This window comes from Microbacterium sp. bgisy207, assembly GCF_057706855.1.
In genome coordinates this window covers 56,244-83,190 of sequence record NZ_JBYIPB010000010.1, presented here as the reverse complement: position 1 = coordinate 83,190, position 26,947 = coordinate 56,244, and the positions used below count along the sequence as shown (strand labels likewise).

At 68.1% G+C, this 26,947-nt stretch carries 26 protein-coding genes and 1 tRNA gene; 11 read left to right on the top strand and 16 right to left on the bottom strand.

Features of this window, described 5'->3' with window-relative positions:
• Positions 1–53 precede the first annotated feature (53 nt).
• Complete coding sequence (locus AC3ENO_RS11105) at positions 54–2,723, bottom strand: ABC transporter substrate-binding protein (protein ID WP_434970679.1); 2,670 nt, start codon at positions 2,721–2,723, stop codon at positions 54–56.
• A gap of 109 nt (positions 2,724–2,832) precedes the next feature.
• On the opposite strand from AC3ENO_RS11105, the gene AC3ENO_RS11100 reads away from it, so the two are divergent.
• Positions 2,833–3,540 carry a DUF1684 domain-containing protein gene (locus AC3ENO_RS11100; RefSeq protein WP_434970678.1) on the top strand — a complete coding sequence of 236 codons (708 nt, stop codon included), beginning with the start codon at positions 2,833–2,835 and terminating at the stop codon, positions 3,538–3,540.
• A 94-nt stretch (positions 3,541–3,634) separates the two neighbouring features.
• Entirely contained in the window at positions 3,635–4,051 is a 417-nt protein-coding gene (locus AC3ENO_RS11095) for a YccF domain-containing protein (protein ID WP_434970677.1), read from the top strand.
• A 9-nt stretch (positions 4,052–4,060) separates the two neighbouring features.
• On the opposite strand, the gene AC3ENO_RS11090 is transcribed toward AC3ENO_RS11095, so the two are convergent.
• The gene (locus AC3ENO_RS11090; protein ID WP_434970676.1) at positions 4,061–4,477 is read right to left on the bottom strand and encodes a hypothetical protein; all 417 of its coding nucleotides are present in this window, start codon (positions 4,475–4,477) and stop codon (positions 4,061–4,063) included.
• Positions 4,478–4,571: 94 nt separating this feature from the next.
• Between AC3ENO_RS11090 and AC3ENO_RS11085 the strand changes: the two genes are divergently transcribed.
• From AC3ENO_RS11085 to AC3ENO_RS11075, 3 genes are all read left to right on the top strand, one after another.
• Entirely contained in the window at positions 4,572–5,183 is a 612-nt protein-coding gene (locus AC3ENO_RS11085; RefSeq protein ID WP_434970675.1) for a MerR family transcriptional regulator, read from the top strand.
• A gap of 60 nt (positions 5,184–5,243) precedes the next feature.
• Positions 5,244–5,316 (top strand) — tRNA-Met (locus AC3ENO_RS11080).
• A 33-nt stretch (positions 5,317–5,349) separates the two neighbouring features.
• Positions 5,350–6,135: a nucleotidyltransferase domain-containing protein gene (locus AC3ENO_RS11075; protein ID WP_434970674.1), complete on the top strand. Its 786-nt coding sequence runs from the start codon at positions 5,350–5,352 to the stop codon at positions 6,133–6,135.
• A gap of 37 nt (positions 6,136–6,172) precedes the next feature.
• Here the strand turns inward: AC3ENO_RS11075 and AC3ENO_RS11070 are convergent, their stop codons facing one another.
• Together AC3ENO_RS11070 and AC3ENO_RS11065 are read right to left on the bottom strand one after the other, a co-directional pair.
• The gene (locus AC3ENO_RS11070; RefSeq protein ID WP_434970673.1) at positions 6,173–6,631 is read right to left on the bottom strand and encodes a hypothetical protein; all 459 of its coding nucleotides are present in this window, start codon (positions 6,629–6,631) and stop codon (positions 6,173–6,175) included.
• Positions 6,622–7,206, bottom strand: coding sequence for a helix-turn-helix domain-containing protein (locus AC3ENO_RS11065; protein WP_434970672.1), 585 nt, complete (start codon positions 7,204–7,206; stop codon positions 6,622–6,624). The genes AC3ENO_RS11070 and AC3ENO_RS11065 overlap by 10 nt, the downstream gene beginning before the upstream one ends.
• A gap of 199 nt (positions 7,207–7,405) precedes the next feature.
• Here AC3ENO_RS11065 and AC3ENO_RS11060 point away from each other — a divergent pair, with 199 nt between their 5' ends.
• Positions 7,406–8,581 (top strand): Mur ligase family protein, encoded by a 1,176-nt coding sequence (locus tag AC3ENO_RS11060; RefSeq protein ID WP_434970671.1) that lies wholly within the window; start codon positions 7,406–7,408, stop codon positions 8,579–8,581.
• A gap of 25 nt (positions 8,582–8,606) precedes the next feature.
• On the opposite strand, the gene AC3ENO_RS11055 is transcribed toward AC3ENO_RS11060, so the two are convergent.
• Positions 8,607–8,798, bottom strand: a complete 192-nt coding sequence (locus AC3ENO_RS11055; RefSeq protein ID WP_434970670.1) for a hypothetical protein — start codon at positions 8,796–8,798, stop codon at positions 8,607–8,609.
• Positions 8,799–8,899: 101 nt separating this feature from the next.
• Positions 8,900–9,448 carry a DUF421 domain-containing protein gene (locus AC3ENO_RS11050; protein ID WP_434970669.1) on the bottom strand — a complete coding sequence of 183 codons (549 nt, stop codon included), beginning with the start codon at positions 9,446–9,448 and terminating at the stop codon, positions 8,900–8,902.
• Between the two features lie 167 nt (positions 9,449–9,615).
• Between AC3ENO_RS11050 and AC3ENO_RS11045 the strand changes: the two genes are divergently transcribed.
• The gene (locus tag AC3ENO_RS11045) at positions 9,616–11,316 is read left to right on the top strand and encodes a DUF222 domain-containing protein (protein ID WP_434970668.1); all 1,701 of its coding nucleotides are present in this window, start codon (positions 9,616–9,618) and stop codon (positions 11,314–11,316) included.
• A 152-nt stretch (positions 11,317–11,468) separates the two neighbouring features.
• On the opposite strand, the gene AC3ENO_RS11040 is transcribed toward AC3ENO_RS11045, so the two are convergent.
• Genes AC3ENO_RS11040 through AC3ENO_RS11030 form a run of 3 tightly spaced genes read right to left on the bottom strand, consistent with a single transcriptional unit; the run spans position 11,469 to position 14,443 of the window.
• The gene (locus AC3ENO_RS11040) at positions 11,469–12,452 is read right to left on the bottom strand and encodes a hypothetical protein (protein WP_434970667.1); all 984 of its coding nucleotides are present in this window, start codon (positions 12,450–12,452) and stop codon (positions 11,469–11,471) included.
• A 24-nt stretch (positions 12,453–12,476) separates the two neighbouring features.
• Positions 12,477–13,520: an ABC transporter permease gene (locus AC3ENO_RS11035; RefSeq protein WP_434970666.1), complete on the bottom strand. Its 1,044-nt coding sequence runs from the start codon at positions 13,518–13,520 to the stop codon at positions 12,477–12,479.
• Positions 13,517–14,443, bottom strand: coding sequence for an ABC transporter ATP-binding protein (locus tag AC3ENO_RS11030; protein ID WP_434970665.1), 927 nt, complete (start codon positions 14,441–14,443; stop codon positions 13,517–13,519). Before AC3ENO_RS11030 ends, AC3ENO_RS11035 begins: the two co-directional genes overlap by 4 nt.
• A 90-nt stretch (positions 14,444–14,533) precedes the next feature.
• Between AC3ENO_RS11030 and AC3ENO_RS11025 the strand changes: the two genes are divergently transcribed.
• From AC3ENO_RS11025 to AC3ENO_RS11015, 3 genes are all read left to right on the top strand, one after another.
• Positions 14,534–14,782 carry a hypothetical protein gene (locus tag AC3ENO_RS11025; protein WP_434970664.1) on the top strand — a complete coding sequence of 83 codons (249 nt, stop codon included), beginning with the start codon at positions 14,534–14,536 and terminating at the stop codon, positions 14,780–14,782.
• Between the two features lie 49 nt (positions 14,783–14,831).
• Positions 14,832–15,110: a helix-turn-helix transcriptional regulator gene (locus AC3ENO_RS11020; RefSeq protein ID WP_434970663.1), complete on the top strand. Its 279-nt coding sequence runs from the start codon at positions 14,832–14,834 to the stop codon at positions 15,108–15,110.
• A 111-nt stretch (positions 15,111–15,221) separates the two neighbouring features.
• The gene (locus tag AC3ENO_RS11015; protein ID WP_434970662.1) at positions 15,222–15,518 is read left to right on the top strand and encodes a hypothetical protein; all 297 of its coding nucleotides are present in this window, start codon (positions 15,222–15,224) and stop codon (positions 15,516–15,518) included.
• On the opposite strand, the gene AC3ENO_RS11010 is transcribed toward AC3ENO_RS11015, so the two are convergent.
• The 4 genes from AC3ENO_RS11010 to AC3ENO_RS10995 all read right to left on the bottom strand — a co-directional run bounded on the left by AC3ENO_RS11010 (position 15,519) and on the right by AC3ENO_RS10995 (position 22,111).
• The gene (locus tag AC3ENO_RS11010; protein ID WP_434970661.1) at positions 15,519–17,195 is read right to left on the bottom strand and encodes a sensor histidine kinase; all 1,677 of its coding nucleotides are present in this window, start codon (positions 17,193–17,195) and stop codon (positions 15,519–15,521) included.
• A 163-nt stretch (positions 17,196–17,358) separates the two neighbouring features.
• Positions 17,359–19,017 carry a PAS domain-containing sensor histidine kinase gene (locus tag AC3ENO_RS11005; RefSeq protein ID WP_488185775.1) on the bottom strand — a complete coding sequence of 553 codons (1,659 nt, stop codon included), beginning with the start codon at positions 19,015–19,017 and terminating at the stop codon, positions 17,359–17,361.
• Between the two features lie 313 nt (positions 19,018–19,330).
• Complete coding sequence (locus AC3ENO_RS11000; protein WP_434970659.1) at positions 19,331–20,986, bottom strand: sensor histidine kinase; 1,656 nt, start codon at positions 20,984–20,986, stop codon at positions 19,331–19,333.
• A 93-nt stretch (positions 20,987–21,079) separates the two neighbouring features.
• Entirely contained in the window at positions 21,080–22,111 is a 1,032-nt protein-coding gene (locus AC3ENO_RS10995; protein WP_434970658.1) for a glycerophosphodiester phosphodiesterase family protein, read from the bottom strand.
• Positions 22,112–22,233: 122 nt separating this feature from the next.
• Between AC3ENO_RS10995 and AC3ENO_RS10990 the strand changes: the two genes are divergently transcribed.
• Positions 22,234–23,154, top strand: coding sequence for a Bax inhibitor-1/YccA family protein (locus AC3ENO_RS10990; RefSeq protein ID WP_434970657.1), 921 nt, complete (start codon positions 22,234–22,236; stop codon positions 23,152–23,154).
• Between the two features lie 108 nt (positions 23,155–23,262).
• Here the strand turns inward: AC3ENO_RS10990 and AC3ENO_RS10985 are convergent, their stop codons facing one another.
• The 3 genes from AC3ENO_RS10985 to AC3ENO_RS10975 all read right to left on the bottom strand — a co-directional run bounded on the left by AC3ENO_RS10985 (position 23,263) and on the right by AC3ENO_RS10975 (position 26,944).
• Entirely contained in the window at positions 23,263–24,657 is a 1,395-nt protein-coding gene (locus AC3ENO_RS10985) for a glycosyltransferase family 4 protein (RefSeq protein ID WP_434970656.1), read from the bottom strand.
• Between the two features lie 138 nt (positions 24,658–24,795).
• Complete coding sequence (guaA, locus tag AC3ENO_RS10980; protein WP_434970655.1) at positions 24,796–26,379, bottom strand: glutamine-hydrolyzing GMP synthase; 1,584 nt, start codon at positions 26,377–26,379, stop codon at positions 24,796–24,798.
• A gap of 28 nt (positions 26,380–26,407) precedes the next feature.
• A complete protein-coding gene (locus AC3ENO_RS10975; RefSeq protein ID WP_434970654.1) occupies positions 26,408–26,944 on the bottom strand; it encodes a DUF3817 domain-containing protein in 537 nt (178 codons plus the stop codon).
• Between the last annotated feature and the right edge of the window lie 3 nt (positions 26,945–26,947).

Genomic DNA, 26,947 nt, shown 5'->3' with positions numbered 1-26,947 from the left:
GTGCGCGTGCTCGGAGGGGTGAACCCGTTGTCACTGCGGTAGACCCGATCCCCTTACGGAGCAGCCCGGTAGAGCTGCGTCGGCCACGACGAGATGAACGCGAATGCGCTGTAGTCGTTCATCCCGAGATCGTTCGCGAAGGCGGTGGCCGACTGGCCCCACCACAGCGGCACGTTCACGGCATCCTCGGCCTGCAGCGTCTCGGCCTCGATGAGCAGGTCGATCCGCGCGCTGGGGTCGGACTCGGCGCCGATCTGCGAGAGCAGCGACATGATCTCGGGGTTGTCGTACGCGGCGGGGTTGCCGACTCCCAGCAGGTAGCTGGGGATCTCTGCCGGGTCGCCGAGCGTCGAGAAGTACCACATCATGTTCAGCCCGTAGTCGCTGGACGCGTCCAGGCTCGCGAGCCACTCCTCGATCGGAACCTCACGCACGTTGAGCGTGATGCCGATCTCGGCGAGGTTCTGGGCGAGGGCCTGAGCCGCCGTTCCCAGCTGCGGTCCCGTGTTCGGGGTGAGGATCTCGGTCTCGAAGCCGTCGGGGTAGCCCGACTCGGCCAGCGCGGCCTTGGCAGCATCCAGATCGAAGTCCCACTGCGGGATCTCGGCGAGCTTCTCGCGGGCGACATCCGGCGAGTACACGGCGGCGAGCGACTCGGGGGTCATGATCGCGGTGGCCGCTTCGCCGTGCCCGCGCAGCAGCTTGTCGACGTAGGCCTCGCGGTCGACGGCGTGAGCGATCGCCTCGCGCACCTTGGGGTCGTCGAACGGGGCGACACTCGTGTTGAAGTACAGACCCACGTAGGAGAGATCGTTGACGTAATCGACCCGCATGGTGTCGAGGTTCTCCCACTGCGTGGATTGCGCGAGCGGCACGTTGAAGGCCACGTCGATGTCACCGGACTGCGCTGCCAGGAGCCTCGTCGACTCATCCGGGACGAAGTTCACCGTGATGTTCTTCACCTTCGGCTCTTCGCCCCACCAGGTGTCGCTGCGCTCGAACGTGACGTGCGAGTCGGGCGCGAACTCCGTGACCTTGTACGGGCCGGAACCGAGCAGGAGCGAGGATGCGGTGCCGACGTTCCCGTCATTGGCCTCCCAGAACGCCTTCGAGGTGATGAAGGCCGCGCCACCGGTGCTCATGTTCTTCGCGAACGCGGCATCCGGCTCGGTGAGGGTGATGGTGACCTCGCTGTCACCGGTCTTCTCGACGGACTCGACGTTGGTCATGTAGTAGGCAAGACCCGGCGAGGTCGTCTCGTCGCGCGCCTCGTTGAGGCTGAAGACGACATCGTCGGCGGTGACCGGGGTGCCGTCCTGGAACATGGCATCGTCGCGCAGCTCGTAGACGTAGGTGACGTCATCGGGCTGAGACCATGACTCGGCCAGCGCCGGCTGGATGGCGCCTTCAGCGTCGATCGAGACGAGCCCCTCCTGCGCGATCGAGGCGATGTAATAGTTGAGGATGCCGGACTCCTGCCCGACGTACAGGTTCGAGAGGGAGCCGGGGAGCGCGACGGTGATGCTGTCGATCTGCTCGCCGCTGTCGGCGAGCGCGGTGCTCGCCTCGGGCGCTGCGCTCCCGCTGCACGCGGAGAGCAGAAGCGCCCCAGCGGCAACGACGGCGCCCGCCTGGGCGAGACGGACGGGTGACGGGAAGGGCATAGGACTCTCCTCTGTGGGTGCGGTGCGGACGGGATGGGTCGTGGGTGCGGTGCCGAACCGGGCTCGATGACCGGCACTGCGGCGCCGGGCGTCGAGGATGACCTCGACCTCGGCGGATGAGGGGCGAAGCGAGGCGAGCACGCGAAGCGCGGATTCGACGGCCGGGATCGTCGCGGCTTCGACCAGGATGGTCGCGGTGGCGCGGCGGGTAACGGCAGGAGACAGGCCCCACGCCCGGAGCCCGTCGGGAAGATCGATTCCCGCGAGCGCACTCTCGGCGACGAAGGTCGTGCCCACGCGGTGACGGGCAAGGGCCACGGCGGCTGCCGCGCTCGAGACCAGGATGTCGTCTCCCGCGCGGGGGCGCTCGAGCCGTTCGGCCAGGAGATCCCCCGGTGAGCCCGCGCCGCGGATCCAGAGCTGATCGGCCAGCAGCGCCGGATCGATGCGCCCGCCGGCATCCGGGATGTCGGCGGTGCTCAGCGCGATGATCTCTTCGGCGAACAGGAACGTCGAGCGCATGCCGCCGCGTCGCGCCGTCCCATGCCGCTCACCGCTGACGGCGAGCGTGAGCGTCACCGCGATGTCTGCCCGGCCGTCTTGCACGAGGGCGAGCGCTGCCGCGTTGTCGGAGGCCTCGACGAACGAGGCGTCGATGTCGGGCTGCTGTGCGGCAAGACGCCCGAGGGTGGGTGCGACGACAGTGCCCACGGCCTCGGCAGAGGCGGCGATGCGAACGAGATCCGCCCGGCGCCCGAGCATCCGTGCCAACTCGGTCGCCGCCGCCGTCAAGCTGGCATCGATGCGCGGAGCGTGCTGCGCGAGCAGCGCGCCGGTGGGCGTGAGCCGCGCGGCGCGCGCCGTGCGTACGACGAGGGCCACGCCCAGTCGTGCCTCGAGGCGTTGCACATGCTGCGTGATCGTCGGCTGCGAGTAGCCGAGGGAGCGCGCGGCAGCGCTGATCGAGCCGGTCTGGTCGATCGCTACGAGGATGCGGAGCGAGTGCACGTCGAGCGCTCGTGTCAGCGCGTCGATGTCGATGTCGCTCCGTCGATCCATAGCGAGATGCTATCTATCACTGAGTTTCGATGGTGTAACAATATGTTTCGCGAGTGTTTTTCCTGGCCACCGAGCCACCGACCGCCGCGGATCCGAGGGGAAGGCCGTCATGACGACCGACGAAGAGTGGAGAGCGCGCCGCGACGCCGCCGTCTGGTCGGCGGGCGGGATCGCCACCCTCGCGGCGACACACTGGCTGGACAAGATCCCCCGCGCGTTCGACGGCGCGCCGGGTCAGTGGCGTGACGACGACGGCCGTGCGGTCGGGACGACGGAGGCCGGGGTCGTCACCCTTGCACCCGGAGACCGCTGGGAGTCGGGTGCGCTCGAGCTTCGGGGGTTCGAACGCGATGGCGCGGTCGCGCTGCGGGTGTATGACCCTGAGGCCCCCGCTCGCCGCGGCATCTCCCGGATCGAACGATGGCCGACGGATGAGGCGATGCGGCTCGAGGCGCGCCTCGATCGCTCACCGACGCGGGAGGTTCCGAGCGTGGCTGTGGACGGACACCACAGCACGGAGGATCTCGACGGTGTCCTTGACCTCGCTCTGCCCGAGGGCCACGTGCGCCTGTGCGTGCGGACTCTCGACGACGGATGGCTGTTCGCCGCGTTCTCCGACGCCACGAGCGGAACAGACAGCTATCGTTTCCGCTTCCTTCGGATGCCGCCGCCCGCATCGGATGGGACCGTCGCGGTCGACCTGAACCGCGCGTACCTGCCACCGTGCGCGTTCTCGGACGGCTATGTCTGCGTCTTTCCCCCGCCGACGAACCGCTGGCAGATCCCCGTTCGCGCGGGCGAGCGCCTCGTGCGTTAGGTGTGCACGCGAGCTCCGCAGGAGAGGCTGCGGCCCTGGCGCGTACCGACTGACATCCACCCGCTACCCAGGTGCCCGACACAGAATGGATGCCATGCGCACCCTCCTGAACATCATCTGGCTCGTCCTGTCGGGGTTCTGGCTGTTTCTCGGATACATGCTCGCGGGGGTCATCCTGTGCGTGCTCATCGTGACGATCCCGTGGGGCATCGCGTCGTTCCGCATCGGCCTCTACACGCTCTGGCCCTTCGGCAGAGAGGTCGTCGACCACCCACGCTCCGGGGTGTTCTCGTTCCTGGGAAACGTCGTGTGGGTCATTCTCGCCGGCTGGTGGCTCGCGATCGGTCACATCCTGTCGGGGCTGGCGCTGTGCATCACGATCATCGGCATCCCGCTGGGAATCGCGAACTTCAAGCTCGTACCGGTCTCGCTGATGCCGCTGGGCAAAGAGATCGTCGAGAAGCGCCGGGGCGGTCAGTTCGACCGCGCCGCCGACTCTGTAGCCCGCTGACTTCGCAGCTCAGCTGAGCGCTGCCACGCCGGCTGCGATGACGGATGCTCCGACCACGGCAAGCGAGACGGCGAGCACGGCGACGCCGGCCCAGAGCAGGGCCATCGCCCGACCCGGCTTCTGCGGATCACGACCGATCACCGACAGGAAGAACCCTGCGGGAACCAGGATCGCCGACGCGAGCACGCCGACTGCTGCCCACTCCCAACCGCCCGTCACTCCTGCGGATGCCTGTGTGAGTGCGCAGACGATCCCGAGGATGACCAGGACGCCCGCGTGCGCGTGACCTGCCCGGAAGAACGTCTTCTGCAACCCGTTGAACGGGTAGCCGCCGGTCGTGGCGCGCAGGACGAACGTGCCGCCGTAGGCGATGGTGATGACCGTCAACAGCGTGGCGCCGACGACGATGGACAGGATCGGGGACATGGATGCTCCGCTTCGACTTTCCGCGCCGCCGGCGCGTATTGGATAGTGTCACTACCCAATATAAGATAGTGAAACTATCCAAGCAAGGAGCATCGTGCGCATCTCCGAACTGTCTGAGCACAGCGGCATCCCCGTCGCCTCGATCAAGTTCTACATCCGGGAAGGGATGCTGCCCCGAGGCGCAGCCACATCGGCGACCCGCGCCGAGTACGGAGACGAGCACCTCGCACGCCTGCGTGTGATCCAGGCGCTCAGTGATGTGCGGGCACTCCCGCTTGCCCGAGTGAAGGAGATTCTGGCTCTGATCGACGAGCCCGACGACTCGGCGTACGCGACGCTCGGAAAGGCCGTGAGCGCCTTGCCGCCGTACGCCGACGAGACGAGCACCGAGCGCGCGCGCGAGACCATCGAGGCGCTGGGGCTCACGTACGACGAGCGCTTCGCCGCGGTTGCACAACTGGAGGCCGCGATCCGCGGGATCGAATCCGCGGGGCTGGCCTGGGATGCCGACACCGCCGCCCGCTATGCCGGACCGCTCCTGCAGATTGCAGCCGCCGAGCTGATCCCGCTCGCAGAGCTCAGCGGAAGCGAGCAGATCTCGTACGCCGTGCTCGGCACCGCGATGTATGAGCCCGCGATCCTCGCGTTGCGCCGACTGGCGCACCAGCATCTGCTCGCGACGCGGGCGACGGATGACGACATGTGACGTCACGGTAAGAAACACGCCAGCCGAGCGTCAGGGGCCGCGGTTAGCGTTGGGCCGTATCGCGGCGGACCGGATGGTTCCGGGCACCGGTTCATACCCGGTCGCGCAGCGGGTTCGACTCCCGCCGTCGCGTCGATAGCTTCTCCCCGACGCGTAGGGTCGAGCCGTGCGCACGATCCCACCAAGCCTCAAGCCAAGTGTCGTCTCCGAGATCGACGAGCGCCTGTCAACGGTGGCGAGCGAGCATGACGTGCGCATCCCCTGGGCGATCGAGAGCGGCAGCCGCGCGTGGGGGTTCCCCTCGCCCGACAGCGACTACGACTGTCGCTTCATCTACGTGCGGCCCCGCGAGCGCTACCTCTCGCTGTGGCCCGAGCGGGATGTCATCGAGACACCCCTCGATGCGGTTTTCGATGTGAACGGCTGGGATCTGACCAAGGCCGTGCGATTGATAACGAAAGGCAACGCCACCGCGATCGAATGGCTCCGCTCGCCCATCGTCTACACCGGCGACGCCGGCTTTCGCGACCGCCTTCTGGCGCTGGCATCCGACGTCGCAGAGCGTGCCGCCGTCGGACGCCACTATCGCCATGTCGCCCTGCAACAGCGGTCGGGTCCGCCCTCGCTGAAGCGTTTCTTCTATGTCCTGCGCCCCGCAGCGGCACTGCGTTGGCTCGCGGTCCACACCGACGAGGCAGTGCCACCCATGGATCTGCCGACGCTGCTCTCGGAGGGGGACGTCAGTGCCGGCATCCGGGATGCGGCGCGAGACCTCATCGCACTCAAAGCCCAGACGCGGGAGCTGGGCTCGGGCGAGGCGCCGGAGATCCTGCAGCGCTTCGTCACGGAACAGCTCGACGATGCGGAGCGGTTCGAGACAATGCCGCCGACTCGCGACGTTGCGGAATCGAGAGCCCGTGCCGACGCGTTCTTCCGCGCGGAGATCGGCTGAGTCCGGCATCCGTCGCAGCGCTGTTGGCAGCCGTCCGTCAGGTGCCGACTCCGCGCGCGATCGCAGCGACATGAAGCTCGTGAGCGGCTTGTCGCGCAAGCGCAGCCTCGACCGCACCTATGGGGATAGCGTCGTAGCGACTCTTATTCCGTACGCGGCGTAGTCGATCGAATCGAGTCGCCGCGCGATCACCGGGCGGCGAGTCGAGTACGGCGCGCACGTAGCGCCCGAGCGCTTCATGCTGACCCACGCCGTTGCGCGTGCGGTATCCGTGCGCCGCAAGCAGTGCTTCGCCGACATCGTGCGCCGCGTCGTAGGCGAGATCGTATGCGACGACGACGCTGGTCAGCAGTGGAAGCTGGCTGATCCGCTCAGCCGCCGCGGCGAGAAATGCGGCAGCGCGGGCTGGATCCGGCGGGACTTTCTCGAGTCGACGCGCAGAAACCAGCACATCGATGGCGTCCCGCTGCGTCTTCGTCAGCGGGTTCACTGCCACGGAACATCCCCAAGGATCGAGACCGTAGGGCTTGCGCGGACATGATCAAGGAAACCCGAGTCCGCTGCCAGCTCAGCCGGGGTCAGAATCGTCGCGTTCACAGGACGGTGCACCACCTCTTCGACCCGATCACATGCCTGGTAGACGAGCTCAGCCTCTGGCGTCCCGACCACCATCACGTCGATGTCATTGGGAGCCGGACCGTCGACGCCGCGTAACCGCGCTGCGAACGATCCGTAGATGAACGCCGAATCGATGCCCTCGATGCCGGCAAGTTCTCGGGAGAGAAGGGTGACAGGGCCTGTGACGACCTGGAGGATTTGGCGCAACGGCGGGACGAGGTCGCTATCGGCGTTGGCGGCAACCAATCGCGTACGTCCGACCTGACGCTCGACGAGGATGCCTGCATCCACGAGACGTGCCACCTCGCGATGAGCGGTGGGGTAAGCGAGCTGCGCGCGGGTCGCAACGTCGGTGATACTCAGCTCCCCATCGCCGAGGAGAAGGACCGACAGCAGGCGCGCCTGCCCGTCCGACCGGAAGATCGGAGCGAGAAGAGGCGGCTCTGTTCTCATATAGTGGATATTATTATCCGTTATATCGATAGTCAACCGGTCCATCTCCCCCTGCACCGAAGTCGGATACCTGGTTCGCGTTGCCCGATCGTGCTGCCGCAGCGGCCGACGCCGTTCAGCGCGAGCCTTCGCCGGTAGCGCGCGGCGCGCGGGTGGGATAGGTTCCGCGATACAGGCGCCGCCACTCCCCAGGAGCAGGATGATCACACCAGTCCCACGACCCGAGGGCCGGCCGGTCGTCTCGGCCGTCACCGGCACCAACGGCAAGACGAGCGTCGCGACCGCGACTCGGCAGTTGATGACCCTCATCGGATGGCGAGCTGCCAGCTACGACTCGACGGGCATCACCGACGTAAGCGGAGACGTTCACGAGGCGAACACCCGCCGCTCCCCGGACTATCTGCCGGAGCTCATCGGGTCGCAGGCCCGGGCTGGAGCGGATGCCGTCTCGCTGGAGGCATACGTCGGTATCCTGGCCGATGGACTCTTCGAGCGGGTCGAAGTCGACGTTGCCGTCTCGACGGGGCTGGAACGAGATCACATCGACGTGCACGGCAGCATCGACGGGTATTGGAAGGCGAAGCTGCGTCTGTTCGAGGAGTACCTGCGCCCCGACGGCATCGCCGTTCTCGCCACCGACTCGGCTCAGGGAGATCTGGTCCGCGCCGCCGTTGCGCGGCGCGGTGCGAATCTGATCACCGTCGGTGACGGCGGCGAGGTACGGATGGGTGGCGCGCAGGAAGTCGACGGTCGGCTCAGACTTCGGTTGATGATCGGCGACTCTTCCTACCCTGCGGTGCTACCCACCGTGCACTCGATCGCCGCGACGAACCTGGTCCTCGCCGCCACTGCGGTGATCGGAGCCGGCGGGGATCCCGCACACGTCGCGGAGGCTCTCCACGACGTCGCGCCGCCGCCGGGAAGGCTCCAGGTCATCGCCGAACACGATGGCGTCACCGCCATGGTGGACACCGCGCACAACCCCGGTGCGCTCCGAACAGCGCTGCAGGCCGTACGTGCGCGCACACCGGGACGCCTCATCCTGGTCTTCGGCGCCGGCGGCGAACGCGACCGCGGCAAGCGAGGCCCCATGGGCGAGATCGCCCGTCAGCTGGCCGACCTCGCCATCCTCACTGACGACAATCCCCGCCGCGAGCCCGCCGATCGTATTCGCCGGGAGGTGCGCGAAGGCGTGCCGGGATGCATCGAGATCCCGGCACGCCGAGACGCGATCCTCGCCGCGATCGAGATGGCGCGGCCGGGCGACACCGTTCTGGTCGCGGGCAAGGGAGACGAAAACTACCAGCTCGTCGGGAGGGAACGCGTCCCCCACGATGATCGGGAGATCATCCGCGCCGCGATGACACGTCCTTAGCCGGCGCGCCGCACTGCCTCAGCGGTCACGCGCTTCCCGTATCGGGGTCGTACCCGCCGTCCGGGTCATACCCGCCGTCCGGGTCATACCCGCCATCCGGGTCATACCCGCCATCCGGGTCATACCCGCCATCCGGGTCATACCCGCCATCCGGGTCATACCCGCCATCCGGGTCATACCCGCCATCCGGGTCATAGTGCCCGTTTTCGTCAGCCATGGCGCCCCCTCTCGCGTCCCGGCGACGTGGTGTCTCGGCGACGCGATACCGATTCAACGATGACTCGCCGCGGCGCGCAAGGCCCTGGTCACGCCGACCACTCAGTTTTCCTTCGACAGACCGAGTGCACCGAGCGCGGATGCATCACCGAGCCGATCTCGCGAGATGACGCTGAGCTTCCCGTTGCTTTCCATCACGACCGCCGCGACGGACGACAGGTCACCTGCACCACTCTGGCGCACGGCCTGTTCCACATCGGCGCGTGCGACGCGCTGGCGGCGGAGGGCGTCCTCGTCGATTGCACCGTTGCGAAGCAGCAGAGTGGGGGCGGCAGTCGTGAGCTTGCGGATGCGACGCGACATCGCCGCGGCGAACGCAACCACCGCTTGCAGCAGGAGCAGAAGCGAGAGGGCGACGATCCCTTCGACGAACGCGACATCCGAGGTCAACAGGATCGTCGCGAGCGTGGATCCGAGCGCGACCGTGACGATGAAGTCGAAGGCATTGAGCTGGGCGAGCGTGCGTTTGCCCGATATGCGTATCGAGGCGATGAGGAACGCGTAGGACGCGACTCCGACCAGGAGCACGCGGACGATGTCTGACCAGCTGTCGAACCACATGCCGTGAGAGTAGGTCGGCTCGCGATGCACCGGAACACCCTTGCGCGGGTCGCCGGATGCCGATCTCACTGCCCCCGCGGGCTCCGATGCGCCTGTCGCTTCCTCCCCAGAGCCGCGAAACAAAGCCCTGTCCACAGGCATTTTCGAGCGACGGCGAGATGCCCGCCAATGTCGGAGGTTGGTGATGTCCTGAAGACATGAACATCCTCACGGCAATGCGCGAGCGGCTCGACCAGCTCGCTGTGTTCGCCGAGCTGGATGTCGAACCCACCGGGCTACCCGCCGGTGCAGCGGCACTGTCCGACGCCTCCGTGCTGGAGGTGCTCCGTCATGTCACGGCTATCGCCAATGATGCCGAGCGCCTGCAGTCCGTGGTCGCCGGCGTCGCGGCGACGAGGTCCCGTCGCGAACAGGGGCATTCGGGGCTGGCAGCGGGCCAGGGCCACGCGTCGCCGGCCGCATTGATCCAGTCGATCACCGGCGGAAGCCGCGCTGACGCCCTGCGCCAGCTGCGCGTCGGGGCAGCCCTGCTCGATGCGGGCTCCACCGAACCGGCGGATGTCGAGAGCGGCGACGCTGCCGGCACCGGCGACGATTCACCGTCACCAGGCGCCGACCCCGCCGAATCATCCGCGCGCACGCCATGGCACTCGCCGATGCGGGTAGCCCTGCTCGAGGGGCGGCTGACACCGTCCCAGCACGATGCGATCCGGGGCGGACTCGGCGAACCCGAAGCCGAGGGTGTCGACCCGGCCGCGGCTGCTCTCGCCTGGTCAGTCGCGGCGGAATCCCTCATCGACGAGGCAGTCGAGGGCGCATCTGTCGAGGAGTTGCGAAGCCGAGCACGGCAGATGCGCGACATCCTCGATCCGACCGGGGCAGCGTGCCGGTTCCAGACCCGCTACGAGAAGCGCTCGCTGCGCATGTGGATCGACCAGCACGGCCAACACCACGGTCACATCACCTTCGATGACGAGATGGCGCTGTTCGTGCGATCGATGTTCGCGGCAGCGCTTCGGCCCCGGCGCGGTGGCCCCCGCTTCGTCACGGATGCCGAACGTGCCGCAGCCGCGGAGCTCGCCGATGACCCGCGCACCAACGAACAGCTGGAGTACGACCTGCTGGTCGACGTCCTGCGCGCCGGCGCGGTAGCCGAGGCCGCCGATGTCTTCGGCGTCCGCCAGCCCGGCGTTCGCATGGTCATCGTCAAAGACCAGTCGGGCCCCCGCGACCCGCTCGGCCGCATGATCGCTACCGGTCACGCCGAAGACGGCGGAGACACCCTCCCGGGAACGATCATCGATCGCACCCTGTGCCAGCACGGCTCGATCGACGTCACCGTCGACAACCGTGGCAACCCCCTCGACCTCGGTCGCGAGCAGCGCCTCTTCAGTGCGAGGCAGAAGCTTGCGCTCGCGATCCGCGACGGCGGCTGCGCCGGGATCGGATGCCCGGTGCCCGCCGCGTACTGCGAGTCGCATCACATCGACCACGTCGCACACGGCGGCAGGACCGACATTGACCGCGGCATCCTGCTGTGCCGGTTTCACCACATGCAACTTCACAACAACGGGTGGCGCATCGTCCGCGACGGACTCGGCCCGTTCATCCTCATCCCGCCACCCGGACACCGATCACCGGACGGAACCGAGACCCCGCCGCGGCCGCTGCGCACGAAAGCGCCCTGGTCGTGGGCGTGGGACCCGCCGCCGCCACCCGACCGACCACCCTGGCGCACGCCATCCACCGCGACGGCGATCGCCACGACAGTGTCCCCACCGGACGCGCCGGCCGCGCAGCTGCGCGGATCTCAGGTCGGCGCGGCACCTCGGTCCACCATGTCGATCCCCGCACGCCGCAGCGCCTCGACGATGCTCGACTCGTCATCGACGTCCTAGAAGCCTCATCGACGTCCGTGAAGCGTCATCGACGTCCGTGAAGCGAAACGGACGACACCCGCTGGTCGACCGACTCACGCACAGCGCCAGAGGCAGCATCGCGCCACAGAGAGCACCGCGCCGTCGGCAGCGCCGCGCCGTCGCGGGCGCGCTCACCGGCGGGGATCGTCGCGTCGCCAGGTCAGCGCCAGGAACACGCCCAGGAGAGCCACCACGACACCGACGCCCGCGGCGATCCACGGCGCTGCGGGGGGAATGTCGGCGTGAGTCGTGAGGCCGAGAACCCGCGCGAGACCCCACAACAGCAGCCCCATCTCGTCGTTCCACAGCGTCGGGAACCCGTCGAGCCCGACCAGTCCGATGACAGCCGCCGGGATCGCAAGGCCCGCGCCAATGCCGGCCAGCACGATGCCCGTTCCCCGTCGGGCACCGAACTGGCTCGACAACGCCCACCCCGCCGCGACGAAGAGCCACACGAACAGCGCGAACGCGATCGTGGTGTAGACGGTACGAGGCACCGGATCGGCCCAGAGGACCAACCAGTATCCGCCCGGGCCCGCGATCGACAGCACGATCAGGGTCAGGATGCTGCGCAGGACGAGCACGCCACCGACCGCCGCGACAACGGGCCACGGCGAGCGCTCACGCACGAACGCCCGCACGACGAGCAGGAACACGAGCCACCCCCCGAGCACGAGCGCCATGTGCGTCCACGACAGGAACGAGGTCTGCACAGCCCGCGTCGCAACAAGCAGGCCGCCGGGAATGATGATCAGCAACCAACGGTCCAGTGGCAGCATCCCGAGTGTCGACTCCCGCGCCCGCCATGGGCGCGTCGCCGCCAGCCACGCCGCGCGTGCAGCCGCCGCCCCAGGACGACGAACCAGGCGCGTGCGCGCCGACAACATCCCGATCACCACCCACGCGACCGCGAGCACCAGAAGAGCCCGCGCAAGCCACGCCATCGCGACATCGCGCTCGAAACCGGCGGCTCCCTGCTCAACCCGCATCCGGGCTGCGGGTTCGGCGCTGGTGGCAAGAACGTCCGGCGCAACCGCGGCGATGCTCGCCCCGAGCGCAAGCAGAAGCGCCGCCGCCACGACGGCCAGGATGGTGCGCCGCACCGCGGACCTCATCCCCTCACGCTCCCGGGAACCCACTCACGCGATGCGCGTGCCCGGCGGCAGAGTCCGCGATGGCGTACGGGTTCGCGACCCGCCCCACCACAGGAGAGCGCCGGCGAGCACAACCTGAACGGCGAGGCCGACGAACCAGCTCGGCGTCGTCTGCGAGTAGATCTCCTCGGGGGTGGACTGAGTAGTCGGCGCCCACGCGCATTCATCCCACGTCACACTGTCCTCGGGCGGGATCTGAGCTCCGCGGACAAGCACAGCGAAATTCCCGAAAAGATCCTCGGGGTATCCGCCGGTACTGAAACGGGCCGGGGTCGCGTCGGCGAGGATGACGAACGGGTTCGCCGACAGCAGCCACCAGACCGTGTCGAATCGTGGCACCTCGTACGAATAGCTCTCCCACGGGCCACACGTCGGCGGGTTCGTCGTCGGCAACCCCGAGTCGTCGTAGACGTAGCTGCGATACGACTGGGTGACGTCAGTGCGGATCGCGGCGCCCCCGAGGCCGAAGGCGATCGGCGTGCCCACCACCAGCGCCGCGACCACCAGATAGGTGACGGCGACAGAGAACAGCGGGCGGGCGACGATTCCGCTGAGGCCGACGCCGATGGCGGCGACGATCGCGATCTCGACGATGAGGATCACCAGAGAGACCAGCACCACGAGCGGGTCGACTCCGCCGCTGAGGGCGGCGACCAGCATGAACGGCACCGCCACCGCGACGAAGGACAGACCCGTGAGCCACGCGGCGAGGAACTTCGCCAGCACGATCTCAGCGGTCGTCGCGAGGGTCACTTGGACGGGGGCGAGGTTCGCGGCATCCCGATCGCCGTTGATCGCGTTCCCCGACAGGGTCGGAGAGACGAGGACGACCAGGAGCAGGACAACGAAGACGACGACCGAGTAGACGCCCGCGCCTACGCCGTCCGAGTACGAGAAGGCGAGGAGCGACAGCGCCGTGACGAGGACCAGGAGCGCGGCGAATACGCCGAGCAGCACGTACCAGGCGACGCTGCGCACCCGCTGCGTGAGATCGAGGCGGACAAGCGTCCCCAGGCGGTTCCCGCTCACGAGAGATCACCTCCGCGCAGGTCGAGGAAGGTCTGTTCGAGGTCGCCGACGGCGGGCGCGAACTCGCTCACCGGCACGCCGCGCTCCACGAGTCGGCGAAGGGCTGCCGCCGCATCGTCGTCCGTCGCGACGGAAATCAGGACATCTGCTCGGTCGACGCGCACCGCGTCCGCTGGCAACTCGAGAGCCGCGGTGACGGATGCTGCAGCATCCGTCGGCTGACCGAGCAACCGGATCCGCCAGTCCCGCGTGCGACGCGCGGCAACCGCCGTGCCGGAGTCGACGGAGCTGCCGGCGACGAGGAACACGGCGTCGTCGATGACCTCCTCGAGCTCAGCGAGGACGTGGCTGGATACGAGCACCGTGCGCCCCTCTGCGGCGAATCGGCGAAGGAGGTGTCGCAGCTCGACGCGGGCCGCCGGGTCCAATCCTGATGCCGGTTCGTCGAGCAGGAGAACGCGCGGGTCGTGCACCAGGGCTCGAGCAAGTCCGAGCCGCTGCTTCTGGCCGCGCGAGAGGACGCGAGCGGGCGCAGACGCGAGCGAAGTCAGCTCGACGAGTTCGAGCAGTTCATCGGCGCGTGCGCGCGCGACGTCCTTGGGCAGATCGTGCAGCCGCCCGGTGACGATGAGCGTCTCGCGCGCGGAGAGCGCACCCCAGGTCCCCAGGGCATCGGGCATCCAGCCGAGGATCGCCCTCGCCGCCTGTGGCTGCTCGATGGGATCGATGTCACCGATACGGATCGTTCCCGCATCCGGGGCCAAGAGCGAGGCGAGCATGAGGAACAGCGTCGTCTTGCCCGACCCGTTGGGGCCGACCAACCCGGTGACCGCACCCGGACGGGCATGAAGCGAGACATCGCGAACCGCCTCGACCCGGCCGAACGAGCGTCGCAGTCCAGTCACGACGATGGCGGCATCCATGTGCCCACCCTACGCGAGGCGAGGGGTGGGCTGCGGGCGTGCGAGCCGGCCACCTCGAGCGATGCCGCGGTGATCGTGTAGCATGTATACATGCTCTTCGAGAATTCGGGGTCGGAGCAGCGGGTGGGCGGGGTGGGAGCCACCAGCAAGCGGGGCGGGCCACGACGCGACTGGCGCCTGATCGCGCTCGTTGTCGGGGTCGTGCTCGCGACAGCCGGTGCGGCGGTGTCCGCGGAGAGCATCCGCGCGCACTATCCCCGCACGGCAACCCAGCCGCGGCACAGCATCGCCGTGACGCCCAGACGTCGACACCATGACTGTCACGGGGGCCGCGAATGAGAAGGTATACATGTGCATGTATCACCGAATCGTCCGCGACGCTGGATCCGTGTCCACTCCTGAGAACGACCCCTGGACCGACTACGTCGAGGCGTTGGGCGTCGCCCTCGCCCGTGCGCGCGCCCATCGAGGGCTATCGCAGGAGCGCGTTGCACACGCTGCCGGAATCTCGACGTTCACCTATCGCAAGCTCGAGAAGGGCGAATCCAATCCGGGAACGCCCGCGAACCCGCGTCTTCGCACGCTGGCCTCGCTCGCCGAGGTCCTGGGAGTGCCGCTCGCCAGCATCCTTCCCCCTGACCTGCCCGGCATCGCCCCAGGCCGCTAGCCACGGATCCGCCACCGGCGATGTCGGAGGTCGATGGTCCGATAGACGCACCGTGCCCACCCCAGACATCGCTGGCGGAGATTGTCGACCCGCCTGAGAAGGAGCGGCACGATGTGCGAGCACAGCTGGTGCGTCACACCGCACGCGGCAACGAGCCATCCGGCGGACGAGGATCACCGCAGCCCGGGAACAGCGGTGCGCGCACGCGTCCGCGGCGTGGGGGCGCGAGGCGTCGGGGACGATGCCGACCTCGAGGTCGGCATCCTGCGACGGGCGGACGAAGACCAGACCTGGCTCGTGATCGACGCGGGCAACGGCATCGGCGTAGAGATCGCGCTCGACGAGCTTCCCCGACTCGTGCGCGACCTTCGGCGGGACACGACGTTGCGGCGTATCGCCGACGCATGATCAGCTCGTGCGGCGAGTATCGCGATCCCGGCCCGGTCTCGGCGTCTGGGCTGCCGGCGGAAGCGCGAGCCGCACCGATGTCCCTCGGCCGGGAGTCGACCGCACCGACACATCGATTCCGCACTGGTCGCAGATCGTGCGAACGATGTGCAGCCCCAACCCCGAGCCCGGGATCTGGCTGCGGTGTGCGCTGTCGGTGCGGTAGAACTTCTCGAACATGCGTCGCTGCTCACCCGCCGTCATCCCGATCCCCGTATCGGTCACGACAATCACGGGTCGCTCGCCGTCGCGCTCAACGCTCACACGGACCGCACCCCCCGGCGGCGTGAAACGCAGCGCGTTCGAGAGCAACTCCTCGAGAGCGCGGCGCAACAGGTACGAGTCGACGTACGCGAAGAACGAAGACATCTCTCGGACCGTCAGGTCCACCCGCATCTCGTCGGCAGCGGGCCGCCAGTTTGCGACGGCCTGCGTCACGATCAGGGCGGCGTCGGTCACCTCGCGTGATGCGGACACCTCCTGCCGACCTGCGGCGATGACCTTGTCGACGACCTCCCGCAGACGCATTGCGGCTGCCTCGATCCGCGCGAGCCGCTCGTTCTGCTGGGGCGGGGCACCCTCGAGGTCGAGCAGATCGAGTTCGCCCAAGAGCACGGTGAGCGGCGTCCGCAGCTCATGCCCGGCGATGTCGAGAAAGCGATCACGAACATCGACCGCGTCCACGAGGCTCGTGATGTCGGCCGCGATGAACGCGGCGCCGATGGGCTCCTCGCCGCGGGCGATGGGCCGCACCGTCACGCTCATCGCCCGCTGATCCCCGGGGGCGCCGACCCAGATGGTGCGGCGCTCGCTGCGAGAGCTACTGGCGACCCGCGCCAACAGCTTTCGATCAAGCCGCACGCGAGAACTGCGGTCCTCACCGTAGACGTGAGAGGCGGGGCCCTCCGACCAGTCCGTCCCCACGTCGAGACCCGCGCGAGCCACCAACGCATCGAATGCGTCATTTCGATGCAGGATGCGGCCACGGGGCGTGATGACGGCGATCGCGTTGGGACTCGCATCGAGCACGGATCGGAACACCTCGGCCTGGTCGCGTTGCGAGCGCATGGTCACCAGGACGCGCTCGAATGCCTCCGCAGCGTGCTCATGCTCCGTGCGCAGCAGGCGACCGACGACGTAGGCCGACGCCGTGACGAGCGCGCCGATCAGCGGAAACAACGGCAGGTTCGCGAGGGCATCCTCAGAAAGCGAGGCGCCGGTCTCCCGCGCGAGCGCGACCGCGGGGGCAACGAAGACCAGCACGACGCCGAGCGCGGCCATCGGGAGCGGGAACGCGAGCCCGAGCCACATCAGCGGCGGCAGGAACAGCAACGCCGCCGACGGGAACGCTTCCTCCACACCGGGCCAGATCAGTGCGACGCCGACCAGGTCGGCCAGCGGCACCACCGCGATCCAGCGTCCCGGCCCAGACGGCCGGGCGACGGCGACGAAGATCATGATGCCGAGTCCGACGACCAGGACGGCAAATCCGTCCACGGCGAACCAATACGACCAGTTTCCCCCGCGAAGGGCATCGACCAGCAGGACGACGCATGCGGCGATGACCAGCCCGACCTGCAGATAGGGCTGACGGCGCAGGCGCAAAATCGGGTCGCCGAGCGCCGCTCCTCGATTCACTACTGCATCAACCCCTAGCCCGGTCCGCCTCACCCTTCCGGACTCGTCTGGCTCACCCTTCCGGCTGACCGGGAGTCTGTCAAGAACTGTTCCGGCGTGTGCCGTGGAGACCGTCAGGCGCGGTGCCGCGCCACCGCACCGACCCCCGCGGCGCGCACGACGATCACGCCGCCTCCTCGTCGGAGCGCATCGCCGGCGGAAGCCACACCCGCGCCCGGGTTCCTCCACGCGGCGCCGGCTCCAGTTCGATCGAGATGTCGTTCCCCTCGGCGAGGCTCTGCGCGATCGACAGCCCGAGCCCCACTCCCGGGAGAGCCTGCTCACGGGCGAAATCCGTGCGGTAGAAGCGGTCGAAGGCGCGACGGCGCTCAGTCTCGCTCATCCCGACACCGGCGTCGGTGATCTCAACGACCGGCCGGTCCTGGTCGCGCCGGGTGTCGATCGACACCGTGGCACCGGGCGGTGAGTAGAGGACCGCGTTACGGAGGAGCTCGTCCAGGATCGCAGCAAGGCTCCGCGGGTCCACACTCGCTGTACCCACCCCATGATCGGCGAACCGCACCCGCACGTCACGTTCGCGCGCGAGCGACGCTTCCCGCTCCACGACATCCCCGACGGTCAGCGCGACACTCGTGGTCTGTGGAAGGGCGCGCACCGTCTTACGGTAGGCCGACAGAAGGTGCTCGACCGTGCTGAAGAGCCGCTGCGCTGCCTGATCCACGCGATCAAGACGCGAAGCGACGCGTTCGGACACGTCTTCCATCTGAGCGAGCTCCGTCTCGCCCATGAGCACCGTCAGCGGCGTCCGCAGCTCATGACTCACCGAATCGAGGAAGCGGTCGCGCACCTCGATCGCCTCGACGAGGTCAGTGACGTCGTGGGCGATCAACACGAACCCGAGGGGCTCGTCGTCGTGAGAGATCGGATGCGCGGAATAGTTGACCGCGACCTGGTCGCGCTCCCCCAGCCAGGCGATCCGCGCACGGATACCGGGTCTGCGCGCCAGCTCCGCGATCGCGTCACGCGACAGCAGCAACGGAGTCCGCCGATCCGCGGAGTAGACCCACCGACCGCGCGAGAAGGAGGACCCTTCGAGGTCGACTCCGGCCCTTTTCGCCAGGCGATGAGCAGACCCGTTCGCGGTGAGAACTCGGCCGTGCGGGTCGAAGACGATGACGGCATCCTCCGTCGCCTCGGACACCGCTTGGAATATTGCCGACAGGCGCTCCTGGGCGTCGGACGCCTCACGGGAGGCCGCGAGCGCCGCGTGGCGATGCGACACCTCCCGACGCAGCTGGTGGGCGGTCACGAAGGCCGACAGGGCGATGAGAGCTGCGAACGCGACGAAGACCCCGAACGCGATCCATTCCGGCGCCGCGTCGGGGACCCGCCCAGCACTGATCGCAGGGGCGAGGGGAATCGCACCGGCCAGCACGATCCCCATCGCGATGGTGGCCAGGGGGAACGCCGCCCCCAGCCACACCAACGGGAACACCATCATGAACCCGATGCCGTCGACCAGCTCTGACGCCTCGTTGCGGATCAAGGGGATGCCGACCAGGCCGCTGAGCGGGACAACCGCCACCCACGCCGTGTGCTCTCGCGGCCGGATCCGAGACAGGATGACCATCACCAGCGCACCGACGGCGATGAGGCCCAGACCGGTGAGTGCGCTAGGAGTGAGCATGTCGGCTCCGAACGCGTGGGCGGTGGCGACCACACCCACGGCTGCCGCGAGCAACGCCAACTGCGTCCACGGCTGAGTGCGAAGCATCACCGGGGAGACCGCAGCCTCCTGCTCACGGCTCTGCGCGCCGGTCACTGTCGAACCACCTTGTCCGACACGGGCCAACTCATCCATCGAGGTCACCCCCGCCTCAACCGTCGCCCAGACGACGCACGCTGTCAAGCACTCAGGCGAAGGACGCGACTCCCAGATCGGGATGGTCCACGAACACGCCGTCGAGGCCGGCCCGGCGGAGGATTGGGGACCAGACGTGGCTCGTGCTCGACGCCGGCGACAGTGCGCGTATCGCACTGGGTCCGGACGGGGCGCGGCGAGCGCTTCGGTTGCAGCTACACGCTTCGGTCGCAGCGAGATGAGGACGCGCAGCGAACGGCGCTCGACCTCTGACCTACGGCCTCGGCACGACCGCAACAGCCGAGGCGAAGTCCTCGGGGTCCGCGCTGGGCAGCATCAGCCGGGCGAGGGTTCCCCCATCCACCGTGGCATACAGTCCGACACCGATCCCCGACTGGTCGGCGAGCTTCTTTGCTATCGAAAGCCCTAGACCAGCGCCGGGAATCGCATTATCGCGCGCGTAATCCGAGCGGTAGAAGCGCTCGAAAGCGCGGCGTCTCTCGGTGTCAGTCATCCCGACCCCGGTGTCGCGAATCTCCACCACCGGTCCCACCAGGTCAACGACGTCCGTCGTGACGACGACTTCGCCTCCCGCCGGGGTGAACCGGATCGCATTGACGAGGAACTCGCTGAGAATGGAGCGGAAGACACGCGTGTCCACGCGCGAGAAGCCCACCCTCCGGTCTACGACCCGAAGCGCCACGCCGCACTCCTCGGCGAGACCACGGTGGTCGGCCACGGTATCGCCCGTGATGATGGCAATGTCGGCCGTGTCGCGCATCATGGATACCGATTCGCGGCCGGCAGCGACGAGCCGTTCCACTGCGGTGAGCACGCGGCTCGCGGCCTCGTCGATAGCGGAGAGACGCTCCGCAACGTCATCCGGGACCTCGCCCATGAGGGCAAGATCGGTCTCTCCGAGCAACGCGGTCAGCGGTGTGCGCAGCTCGTGCCCGACCGCGTCGAGGAAACGGTCGCGGATCTCGATCGCCTCCACGAGCTCAGTGACATCGTGAGCGATGATCGCCGCGCCAACGACCTCTCCGCCCGTGACGATCGGAAAGATCCGATAGTGCACCGCGACCTGGTCACCCTCCGCGCCGAGCCAGGCCACGTGCTCCACAGCGACCGAGAGCTCCATGGCCTTGCGAATCGAATCCCTCGGGAACACCCGCGGGGTGCGCCTATCAGCAGCGAAGATACGGTGGTCTCCCAGCCCGGGCTGACGGAAGTCCAGCCTGGCCTTGGTTGCGAGACGCCGCGCCTTGTCGTTGATTCGCAGGAGCTCGCCTGCGCGATCGAAGACGACGACGGCGTCCTCGGTTCCCTCTTCGATCGCGGCCATCGTCGCGACATCCGCGGCCCGCGCCCGCGACTCCGCTCGCAGTCGCTTCATCGTCGCGTCAGTTGCGCGCTGATTAGCGCGTAGTGCACGACCGACGAGGAAAGCCGAGGCAGCAAAGACGGACATGACGACGGGAGCCAGGACGAACGGAACCCAGTCCACCGGGTGGTCCGGCCAGTCGTCGGTGGCCAGCGAGTGCGCGGCAGGCACGGATGCCGAGAACACCACGCCGACTGCGATGGAAAGGGGATCGAACGCCAGCGCGAGCCACATCAACGGCAGGATCACGAGGACAGCGGCGAACTGCAGATCGTGTGACATCGGTGCCGCGATGACCGCCGTGGCCATGATGTCCAACAGGGGAACGATCGAAAGCCATCGGGTATCGACCCGGTCTCGGGTGCGGTCCACCCAGAACACGACAGCAGTTCCCGCGATCAGAACGGCAAACGATACGGCCACGGGGGTCAGCAGCGGGAACCCGTACCCCACGGTTCCGGCGACGAAGGTGACAGCCGAGATGACAAGAATGGCTACCTGAGCCCAGGGTTGCACGCGCAGCGTATCCGCCTGTGTGTCGACCAAGGACATCACCCTCCGTGCCACTGCCGCGTCACAGCGATACGAACCGTGATCTCACGATTCCTGTACCCGGTTCACACGATTCCGCTGCCGGGTTTATATGTCAACACCTCGTTGATCTGTCGACATCTCGCTGTGAGCCCCGCATCCGAAGACCTCGATGCCGAGGTCGGGGTGATCCACGAAGATGCCGTCCACGCCCGCGGTGCGCAGTCCGCTCCACTCACCACGCCAATCGCCGTAGTCGGCCAGTTCGCCCGACCGGAACTCCGGGAGGAGGAAGGCATTCTCGGGGCGACATGTCCAGGTGAACACGGTCAGGCCTCGTTCGTGCGCTCGCGTGATCAACGGCGCCGGACCGATCGTGGAGCCCTGGACATCCGGGGTCAGGATGACTGCCTTGTCAGGACTGATTCCGTCGACCTCGGCGGCCAGGACATCCAGACCCTCGGGCTGCATCCACTCGGCATACGTTCGCGCCCCGGGGCTCGTGTGCCGATCGACAGGAGCGCCGTCGGCCTCCATGAGGAACACCAGTTCTGCGGTCGTTCCGCGCTCGCGAAGCTGCCGCAGGACACCGAGTTCGAACGACTCGACCACGACGCGGCGGTCATGCCATCCCCCTGCCTGCAGCTCGGCATCCAGAAGCGCGGCCATGTCCCACCCGAGGGACGCGAAGAAGGTGGCGTGTTTGATCTCGATGACCGGGATGACCACACGGCCCTGCGCTCGGTGTTCGTCGAGCAGCGCCAGCAGATCGCGCAGCCGCAGCGGCGGCTCCTGGTCGTCGAAAGCTGCGCTTGCGGGACGGATGCCGGGAATCCGCTCTCTGCAGCGGAGGGTCGCAAGCTGCTCCCAGGTGAAGTCCTCGGCAAACCACCCCGCGTGGTCGAGCCCGTCGATCCGCTTCGTTGTGCGCCTGCCTGCGAACTCGGGCCGCTCAGCGACATCCGTCGTCGTCGACAGCTCGTTCTCGTGACGGATGACCAGAACGCCGTCGCGGGAGACCACGACGTCGGGCTCGACCGCGTCCACCCCCATCCGGATCGCGAGCTCATAGGAGCTGCGCGTGTGCTCGGGGCGGTAGCCGGGCGCACCGCGGTGGCCGATGATCAGGGGCCGGTTCACGCGCTCAGGCTAGTCGTTCATAGCGGCTTCACAGCGGTCGCCGGTCGCCTGACCACACCCGTCCGATACGCTTGATCAACAGCAGACGGCTGTTTTTCACGGACTTTGGAGTGTGAGAACTCGTGGCGGCTGGAAACAACCCCGCATTCAACAACCCCGCGTTCCAGGAGCAGGGCGCGGGCCGCGCTTTCCCGACGAGCGGCCAGAGCGGCTTCGGCGCGCAGACCCAGTACGCATCCACCCACGCGGCGGCAACGGATGCCGCAGTCAATGCCCAGCTCGAGGGCGCCTACGCGGCACCGTCGGCAGGTGCGATCGAGACCGGACGGATGACGGTCGAAGACACCGTCATCAAGACGATCGGCCTGTTCGCGATCCTGCTGGTGACTGCGGTCGTGGGCTGGATGTGGACCATGGCGCCGGTCACGGCCACCAACCCCAACCCGACGATGATCCCGTGGATCGTCGGGGCGCTCGGTGGCTTCGTCCTCGCGATGGTCGTGATCTTCACGTCCCGCAAGAAGATCCGCCCCGCGCTCATCTGGGGCTACGCGGCGTTCGAGGGCCTGTTCGTCGGCGCCATCTCGGCGTTCTTCGAGTTCATCTGGCCCGGCATCGTCATCCAGGCGACGATCGGCACGCTGGCGGTTGTGGGCGTGACCTTGGCGCTGTTTGCCAGCGGCAAGGTGCGCGCCTCCAAGAAGGCGACGAAGGTCTTCATGATCGCGATGATCGGCTACCTCGTGTACTCGCTGGTCAACGTCCTGCTGATGGTCTTCAACGCCCCGATCGCAGGCGGCGCCTTCGGCATGTCGAGCACGATCGAGATCTTCGGCATCCCCCTGGGTGTCATCATCGGCGTCTTCGTAGTCATCATGGCCGCGTACTCGCTCGTGCTCGATTTCGACTCGATCCAGCAGGGCGTGCGTAACGGCGCCCCGCGCCAGTACGCGTGGCTCGGTGCCTTCGGCATCATGGTCACGGTCGTCTGGCTCTACATCGAGATCCTGCGCATCCTCGCGATTCTGCGCGGGAACAACTGACGCACTGATCCTGAGAAGGGCCGCCACTCTCCGGAGTCGGGCGGCCCTTCTGCATTCGGCGCACGCTCGCCCTTGCCCCTGGAGGCTCGGCGCGGCGCGCGCGAGGTGTCAGCGGCTGACGGGATCGGCCAGGGCGGCACGGACGGCGTCGCCCAGGGCACGCATGGATGCCGCAGCATCCATCGCCGCAGCAGCGGCTCGTCCCGAGACCGAAAGCTCTGCGTGACGCTCCCGATCCGAGAGCACGTCGATGAGCGCTGCGGCCAGGGCGTCGATGTCGCCATCGGCGACGAGCACGCCGCCCCCGTGCGCGAGGGTGTCGCGCGGACCGTAGGGCATGTCGTACGCGACGACCGGAACACCCGCCGCGAGCGCCTCGAGGATCACCAGCGGCTGTCCCTCGTTCGTGCTCGCCAGGACGAGCACGTCGGCGGATGCCCAGGCCTGCGTCGCGGGATCGGCGACGTGACCAATCCATTCCACGGCATCCCGGATGTCCAGCTCGGCCGCCAGCGCTCGAAGCTCGGGGAGGGCAGGACCGTCGCCGAATACGCGAACGTGCGCGTGCGGCACGACCGAGCGCACCGCGGGAAGCGCCCGCAGCACATGGTCGACGCGCTTACGGGGGATCAGCGAGTTCAGGATGACGATCCGGCCGGCGACCGGATCGGCGGACACGGACACCGCCGGGGCAGGATGCGGCACGACGAACGACCGCATCCACTGCGCGCCGAACCGCCGCTCGACGTCATCGCGCTGCGAGGGCGTCAACCACAGCACGCCGTCGAACCGGCCTGCGATCTCGAACCACCGCTCCCAGGCGGCATCCATCGGCGAGTCCCACTGGAACGGCGAAAGGACATGGCACGCGTGCGTCGTGTGCAGCACGCGGATGCCGGCATCCAGCGCTGGCTTGCCCGCGGCGACCAGCGTCTCGCCGATCTGCCGCGCCTCGCACAGTACGACTGGCACTGGCTCTTCGCTCGGTGCAGCAACCGCCGCGACGGCGTTGAGCCACGCGCGATAGAGACCGCCGAATCCGGGCAGCCAGCCGATCACCGCGCCGCCGTCGTAGACCTGGACGGGGGCATCCGTCAGATGCCAGGCGGGATCGTCACTCACGACCGGCAGATCGAGGACGGTCGCGCCGTTGACGTCGGTGATGGCACGCCTCGGCCACGGGGATGACGGCACGGGGCCCGGACGCGCCGCGCGCCGCAGCCACGACGGATCGGATCGCGCGTCATCGAAGAGGTTCCGAAGCCGGGAACGGTCCGCAAGCAGCCCGCGCCGCACCCACTCGGCTCGGTGAGCGTCGTGGTCGGCAGTCTCACCGGGGTCGACGGTCAGGAGTGTGACATCCGCGCCGGCGGCTGCCATGTCAGCCGCTCGTCGAAGCACCGAGATCGTGAACCCGCCATCGCGGTCGGGAACGAGCCGCGACGCGAGCACGAGGTAACGCGCCTCCGGCAAAGCACCCCCACCGGTGGGAGCTACTCCCACTCGCCCGCTCCCGCGGTCGAGTGCCACACTGCGCCCATCGCTCGAGTGTGAGCGCCGCTCTGCGTCACTCCCACTCGCCCGCTCCCGCGGTCGAGTGCCACACTGCGCCCATCATTCGAGTGTGAGCGCCGCTTCGCGTCACTCCCACTCGATTGTCCCCGGGGGCTTGGAGGTGACATCCAGCACGACGCGGTTGACCTCACGCACCTCGTTCGTGATGCGGTTCGAGATGCGCGAGAGCACGTCGTAGGGCAGCCGCGTCCAGTCGGCGGTCATCGCGTCCTCGCTCGAGACGGGGCGCAGCACGATCGGATGCCCGTACGTGCGCCCGTCGCCCTGAACTCCCACCGACCGCACGTCGGCGAGCAACACCACGGGGCACTGCCAGATCTCGGCATCCAGCCCCGCCTTGGTCAGCTCTTCGCGGGCGATGGCGTCGGCATCACGCAGAATCTCGAGGCGGTCAGCGGTGACCTCACCCACGATCCGGATGCCAAGACCGGGCCCCGGAAAGGGCTGGCGGCCGACGATGACCTCGGGAAGACCGAGCTCGCGTCCGATCGCGCGGACCTCGTCCTTGAAGAGTGTCCGCAACGGCTCGACGAGTTCGAACTGCAGATCCTCGGGAAGCCCGCCGACATTGTGGTGGCTCTTGATGTTCGCGGTTCCCGCGCCGCCGCCGGATTCGACGACATCCGGGTACAGGGTCCCCTGCACGAGGAAGCGGATGGGTTCACCGTCGGCCTTGGCCTCGTCGACGAGCTCGCGCTGGACCCGCTCGAACGCGCGGATGAACTCGCGTCCGATGATCTTGCGCTTCTGCTCGGGATCGCTGACCCCGGCGAGGGCCTCGAGGAACGTCTCCCGGGCGTCGACGGTCACCAGACGCACACCGGTCGAGGCGACGTAGTCCTGCTCGACCTGTTCACGCTCGCCCTTGCGCAGCAGCCCGTGGTCGACGAAGACCGCGACGAGCTGGTCGCCGACGGCCTTGTGCACGAGGGCTGTCGACACGGCAGAGTCCACACCGCCCGACAGCGCCGAAAGCACGCGTCCCGAGCCGACCTGCGCGCGGATCCGCTCGACCTGCTCGGCGATGACGTTGCCGCTGTTCCAGTCGGCGGGAAGGCCCGCGGCCTTGTGCAGGAAGTTCTCGATGATCCGCTGTCCGTGATCGGAGTGCTTGACCTCGGGATGCCACTGCACGCCGTACATGCGACGCGCGTCGTTTCCGAACGCGGCCACCGGGGTGGCTCCGGTGCGAGCGAGCACCTCGAACCCCGCGGGAGCCTCCGAGACCTGGTCGCCGTGACTCATCCACACGTTCTGCTCGGCGGGCTGACCGTCGAACAACACGCTCTCGTCGCGGATGATGCTGGCATCCGTCGCGCCGTACTCGCGCAGGCCGGTGTTGGCGACGACGCCGCCGAGAGCCTGAGCCATGACCTGGAATCCGTAGCAGATACCGAGGGTCGGCACGCCCAGATCGAACACGCCCGGGTCAAGCGTCGGCGCACCGGGTTCGTACACGGATGAGGGTCCACCCGACAGGATGATGCCGATCGGGTCCTTCGCGGCGATCTCGGCGGCCGTTGCGGTGTGCGGCACGAGCTCGCTGTAGACGCCCGCCTCTCGCACGCGACGGGCAATGAGCTGGGCGTACTGCGCGCCGAAGTCGACGACGAGGACGGGTCGCTGCGAGGTCTCGGTCTGTTCTGTCACCGGATGCTTTCGGTCGGCGCGTGCGGGTTCAGGACGCGGTGGGGGTCTGGCGGGTCAGCGTGGAGTGCTCGGCGAGGTCATGCGTCTCGGACTCGCGGGAGGCGAGGTAGCTCTTGACCTCGCGTGCGACCCGAGCCTCCATGAAGAACGACAGGAAGGGAACGATTCCGCCGAGGGCGAGCGTGATGAAGCGGCCGAAGCGCCACCGCATGAGGCTCCATACCCGGAAGCAGGCGAACAGGTAGACGACGTAGAACCAGCCGTGGCCGACGAGGATCGACAGCGAGACGTTGACCCCGTCCCCCGCAGACTCCAGTTCGCAGCCGAGCCCGCCGGGCACGAACAAGGAGTACCACTCGCATCCGGGGCCGACGATGACCGGAGCGAACCACAAGAAGCCGCCCGATCCGCCGGCGAACAGCTCGACGTGCAGCGGCGAGTACTTGAGGATCATCTCCGCGAGGAGCAGAAGGAGCATCACGCCGGTGATGATCGAGGCGACCTGGTAGAAGGTCAGGGCTCCGCGAATGGCCGGAAAAGACGACGGTTTCGGCTCGCGAGGCATGGG